Source organism: Streptomyces sp. Ncost-T10-10d (assembly GCF_900091955.1).
Lineage (GTDB): Bacteria > Actinomycetota > Actinomycetes > Streptomycetales > Streptomycetaceae > Streptomyces.
Window position 1 is genome coordinate 1 of sequence record NZ_FMDF01000226.1, and the last position, 5,126, is coordinate 5,126.

The following is a 5,126-nucleotide window of genomic DNA, read 5'->3' on the forward strand; positions in this document are numbered from 1 at the left end:
GAGCGACCGAGGAATGGTGGGGCGGGCCGCACTGGATGCGTCTGGATCTTGACGGATAGGCACGGCCCTGATGGTGTCTCTGTTGTCTACGCAGCGTCATCATCGGAGGGGCCGTGCCTGCTGTGCCATCTTCTCTGCTCGAGCCCTTGTGGGTCCAGTTCGCGGCCCTGCTGCCACTGCGGCCCGAGTTCGACCCGACGCATCCGTTGGGGTGTCATCGGCGCGCGGTGCCGGACCGGGACGTGTTCGAGGCGGTGGTCCGCAAGCTGGTGTTCGGCGTCGGCTACGAACGGGTCGCGGAGCCGGGGTGCTCGGACTGGGTGATCCGCGACCGGGTGAAGGCGTGGACGGCGCTCGGTCTCGCGCAGGAGGTCCACCGGCTCGCCCTGGCCGCCTACGAGAAGATGATCGGCCTGCGCCTGGACGACCTGCCCGCGGACGGCTGCCTCACCAAGGCATCTGCCCGCGGAGAGACCTGCGGCCCGAGCCCGGTGGACCGCCGCAGGCAAGGAACCAAGCGCTCCACCATGACCGACGCCGTCGGCGTCCCCGTGGGCCTGGCCACCGCCGGCGCCAACCGCCACGACTCCAAGCTCCTCGAGCCCACGATCGGGGCCACGAAGCAGCAGCTCGGCGATATCCTGCCCGAACACCCCACCGTGCACCTGGACTCCGCCTACAACGGCAAGGCCTGCGCCGCTGTCCTGCAGGCCCACGACCTCGCCGCGGTGATCGCGGCGAAAGGCATCAAAGCCCCGATCCAGGCGGGCAAGCGCTGACCGGTGGAGCGCACGAACTCCTGGATGAACGACTACGGCGAGGTCCGCCGCAGCTTCCAGCGCACCCGCGCCAAGACAGAGTTCTTCCTCTACCTCGCCGCCGCGTTCGTCACCGTCCGCTGCTTCATCCGCGAGGCCCGAAACCGCTACCGCTGGAACACACGCCCCGCAGCCCGACGCCTCAAGTGACACCCGTTCCTCTTTCGCCTCAACGCTGGCGGACGGCCCTGAGGACGTCTCCCGTCGCCTTGTCGATGATCACGAGCAGGCCGGCTCCACGCCACCCGGGACGCCACAGCACCACGTCGATGCAGTCTTCCCTTTCCACACATGGCGAAAGGGCCAGTGCGTCCGTTTCGTAGTTCATCTCTCGCGCCACACGCCAAGCTGTCTGTATCGCGTCATCACACGTCACCACGAGCAGCTCCGAGTCCCATAGAGTCCAGCCGATCCTATGTGGGAAGGAAGGCTGCGAGGCGGCTTCGCCCGTCGCGACCGCGTACCCCGCAGACACCGGCACACCTCGTCACCGTCCGCAACCCGATCCGCGAGGCACACACACGCTATTGCCGCAGTACACGCCCAAAAACACGACGTCTCACATCGACCATTCCTCGGTCGCTCTAATACTCCAGCAACGGATCGTGATCTTCATGCCCGTGCGGCTTGTCACCGGCAGTGGCTGGCCTTGGACCGGGCTTGGTGGCGGCGTCGCCAGTCGGACCAGCTGAGCCGGTGGGCCATGTCGTGGGCGGGCTGGACGACGAGGGTGATGAAGAGTCGCTGGATTTCGTTGCAGGTGAGCGGTACGAGCACGTGGGGTGCGGGGGGGGTTGCCCCTATCTGTTTCGTCAATCCCGGCGGCGGTGTTTACTGGGGTTTTGCTCTGGTTTTCGGGAACGGCCCGCGAGGCGGGAAGTTTCCGGCGGGTCAGGTGCTGTGCGGGCAGCCCGCCCGTTCGATTTCCGACCGTCCACTCCCTCCGGCACTGCGGCAGTATGGAAGTACACCTCACCCCCCGTCGGACGCGATCACACTCGCTCGACGCCCGCCGTGCCGCGTTGCGGGCGCTATTCCGCCGAACCCACGGCGACCGGTCACAGAGTTCCGGAGTCCGGCCAGTTGGACCAGTGGGTATTGGGTGAAAGTCTCGGTCGGTAGCGTCCGACGTCACCAGATGCTAGGACTTCCGCGATCTGCTGGTAGGTCTCACTCGTGCTGGGAAGTGTCTCGATATCCTCCGGCTGGTGCCATTCCTCCAGTTGCAGAACCTTCGGTAGGTCCCCGGGAATCCTAGACTGCACTTCGGCTTCGTCGGCAAGGATCAGATCCCGGTGCTCCGGCACCAGTCTGCGGAACACGACTTCGAGCGGCTCGCCGGGCTCCGCCGCCACGGCCAGCGTTCGGCCCCTGACAATCATGGGAATACCGCCTGCGTAGGTCTCCTGATCGTCGATCTTCTCCATGTTCTCGACGCGATCGTGGAAGCCCTCGTTCTCCCAACCCGGTTCACCAGTGGTCAGGCAATTCCCGTAGGTGCCCACCACATTGACGAGGTTTCCCATGCGCGGGTTGTATCCGACGGTCTCGATGATCAGGGCCCAGCGCCCCGGGGCACGGTAGAGGTGCATCCGCACATCCACTGCGTAGAAGTATCCGTTGTCGGGATGAGGGAGCTTGAACTCGGTGGCGCATTTGTCCAGTTGGGCGAGAATATCGTTTGCTTCGATCACGTCGGCGGACGCTACCAGGGCTGACTGACTGTGGAGCTTGCCTCACTTCGTTTGGAGGAAGCCCTCGATGTCCGCGGCGACTTCCCGCGGCAGCTCGACGCCCGGGAAGTGCGTCTCACCGTTGAGCCGCGTGTACTTGAACCACGGGTTCTGCGCACGGAACCGCTTGTGCAGGGTGTCGTAGCTCTCCGACTTCGGATGCGAGAACACATGCGGGACCGGGCGGGGCTCGGTGAGCTTTTCGAGGCGACCGTGACCCGGTCCTCGTCTCCTTGTGTTCCCCGCCGTGCTCCGGCTCCGGTAGACACCACCGTCCGTCCGACAGGACCTGATCGGCTTCTTCACCGGCCCCGCCGTCTTCGTGTCGACGCCGACGGGTGCCGTTTTCGTCCGTACGGTCGTCCGGACCGGGATCCCGAAGTCGAGTCCGGATGGGAGGAGTTCTGGGTCGTGCGGATGGGCAAGACCGCCGTCCTCCTGGAGCGGGGCAAAGCCCGGCGGGTCAGGTGCTGTGCGGGCAGCCCATCGGCCGGCATGGCGGAGGTGGCGATGCCGGTGGGCAGACGTGACGGGGCGGGAAGAGCAGGGGCGAAGGGCCTATCAGGCAGCGAGGTCGAGGGTGCGAGGCTCGTAGAGGGTGCCGTTGCGGATCATCGCGTGGATGACGTCGACGCGTTGGCGGGCGAGACGGAGCACAGCCTGGGTGTGGGTCTTGCCCCGGGCGCGCTGGCGGTCGTAGTACATCCGCGAGGACAGGTCGGACTTGCAGCCGATCGCGGAGAAAGCGGCCTGGAACAGGGCGCGTTTGAGGAGCCGGTTGCCGCGATCGAACAGCTCCCGCAGTCTCGGCTCGGTGTTGGGCAGCCGTCTGTCGTGGACGGTCTTGCCCTGCCCGGTCAGACCGTGGGCGTGGTGGAACTCCTTGCCCAGGTCAAGGCCGAGGAACAGATCTATGTCGACGGTGTCGACCATGCTCGCGTGCCCCCTCGACGTGCACTCGTGCCTAATCCCGGCCGTCCCTGCGGCACCACACGCCGGCAACCACGTTACGCAGACATCCCCACCCGAAAGCGGTCCGGCATTGCGCCGGGCCTGGCGGTCGTCAGGCCCCTCATCAGCGGCCAATCGGTGCCCCGAAGCCCGGCGGCAACACCCCCCAGGTCATCGACGTCGACAGGGGGCACACAGCCATACCGGACCCGGGGGCCAGGCGCCCCGTTTCGGGGCCACGAGAAAGGTAACTGTGATAGTTGACCTGCGGCCCGGGTTGGGTTGCTGCCAGGCTGGCGTTGGCGTTCCGGCATGACCCGAAACGGTAACTGGCGGCTCGTCAGAGCTTGCCGTGCCCCCGAGATGTCTGCCGGACGTCGGCGTCGGCCTGGCCCACCCCGTTGGCTTGATCTGCAGCTTGTCCGCCATCTCGACGTGACTCATCACATTTCTGCCACGCGGTAACTCCACCCAGGCCGACGCCGACCACGGTCGTCCAGCCCTTGAAGGAGAACAACCGCGTGACCATGCTCGCAGAACAGGTCGACGGCGTCATCGGCGTCGACACGCACCGGGACACCCTTGCCGCAGCGGCCGTCAGCCCCATCGGCGCCGTTCTCGCCAGCACCGATTCGCCTGCCAACGCCCGGGGTTACCAGCAGCTGCTGGACGTCGCCCGCCAGCACATTCCGGGCCGGCGCTGCTGGGCGCTGGAGGGTACCGGCTCCTATGGTGCAGGGCTTGCCGCCTTCCTGGGGGCGGCTGGTGAAAGCGTCGTCGAAGTGTGCCGGCCCAAGCGTCCCGCGGTCCGAGGCGGGCGCAAGACCGACATGCTTGATGCTGTCCGCGCAGCCAGGGAGGCCCTGGCGACCGAACACCTCATTCACCCACGGCGCCGCGGTGAGCGCGAAGCGCTTCGGGTCCTACTTGCCACCCGTCAGAGCGCCGTTTTGGCTTGCACGGCTGCGATCAACCTGCTCAAGGCCCTGATCATCTCGGCACCCGACGAGCTCCGCGTCGAACTCCGAGGCATGAAGAGCAAGGACCAGATTGCTCACTGCGCGAAGCTGCGGGACCGGCCGACCCAGGACATCGAGCACCGCATGACCGTTCGCGCCCTGCGAAGCGCCGCTCAGCGCATCGAAGCCCTGCGCTCTGAGGCGAAGGAGCTCGAAGCGGAGCTGTTCGCGCTAGTTCGTACGGTCGCCCCCGAACTGCTGGCGCTGCAAGGCGTTGGGCCGATCAGTGCTGCCCAGATCCTGATCAGCTGGTCGCACACCGGCCGCTTTCGGTCCGAGGCAGCGTTTGCGGTGTTCGCAGGCGTGGCCCCAATCCCTGCCTCGTCAGGGTTGACCAACCGGCACAGGATCAACCGCAGCGGAGACCGACAGCTCAACCGGGCACTCCACACCATCACCCTGATCCGCATCCGCCTCGACCCAACAACCCGCGCCTATGTCGCCCGCCGAATCAGCGAGGGAAAGACCGCAAGAGACGCACAACGCTGCCTCAAGCGTGCAATCTGCCGGCAGCTCTTCAAGCTCCTCGAACGAGGAGCTCAGCCCGCACAGCAGATCACCGCTGAAGATCTCCCTCAAGCAGCTTGACTTGATATAGCAGCCTC

General features: G+C 66.3%; 3 protein-coding genes and 4 pseudogenes. 2 read left to right on the plus strand and 5 right to left on the minus strand.

The window, feature by feature from the left end; genetic code table 11:
• The first annotated feature begins 113 nt into the window (after nucleotides 1-113).
• Nucleotides 114-968: pseudogene (locus GA0115254_RS40335) on the plus strand (IS5 family transposase).
• A gap of 480 nt (nucleotides 969-1,448) precedes the next feature.
• Here the strand turns inward: GA0115254_RS40335 and GA0115254_RS40345 are convergent.
• From GA0115254_RS40345 to GA0115254_RS48075, 5 genes and pseudogenes are all read right to left on the minus strand, one after another.
• Nucleotides 1,449-1,607 (minus strand): annotated as a pseudogene (locus tag GA0115254_RS40345) (IS701 family transposase); the annotation flags it as partial.
• Between the two features lie 269 nt (nucleotides 1,608-1,876).
• Entirely contained in the window at nucleotides 1,877-2,512 is a 636-nt protein-coding gene (locus GA0115254_RS40350; RefSeq protein ID WP_218105623.1) for a DUF7003 family protein, read from the minus strand.
• Between the two features lie 42 nt (nucleotides 2,513-2,554).
• Complete coding sequence (locus GA0115254_RS45050; protein WP_176740492.1) at nucleotides 2,555-2,722, minus strand: hypothetical protein; 168 nt, start codon at nucleotides 2,720-2,722, stop codon at nucleotides 2,555-2,557.
• A 390-nt stretch (nucleotides 2,723-3,112) separates the two neighbouring features.
• Nucleotides 3,113-3,334 (minus strand): annotated as a pseudogene (locus GA0115254_RS47070) (IS110 family transposase); the annotation flags it as partial.
• Between the two features lie 6 nt (nucleotides 3,335-3,340).
• Nucleotides 3,341-3,484 (minus strand): annotated as a pseudogene (locus tag GA0115254_RS48075) (transposase); the annotation flags it as partial.
• A gap of 521 nt (nucleotides 3,485-4,005) precedes the next feature.
• Between GA0115254_RS48075 and GA0115254_RS40360 the strand changes: the two are divergent.
• The gene (locus GA0115254_RS40360) at nucleotides 4,006-5,109 is read left to right on the plus strand and encodes an IS110 family RNA-guided transposase (RefSeq protein WP_093900235.1); all 1,104 of its coding nucleotides are present in this window, start codon (nucleotides 4,006-4,008) and stop codon (nucleotides 5,107-5,109) included.
• Nucleotides 5,110-5,126: the final 17 nt, after the last annotated feature.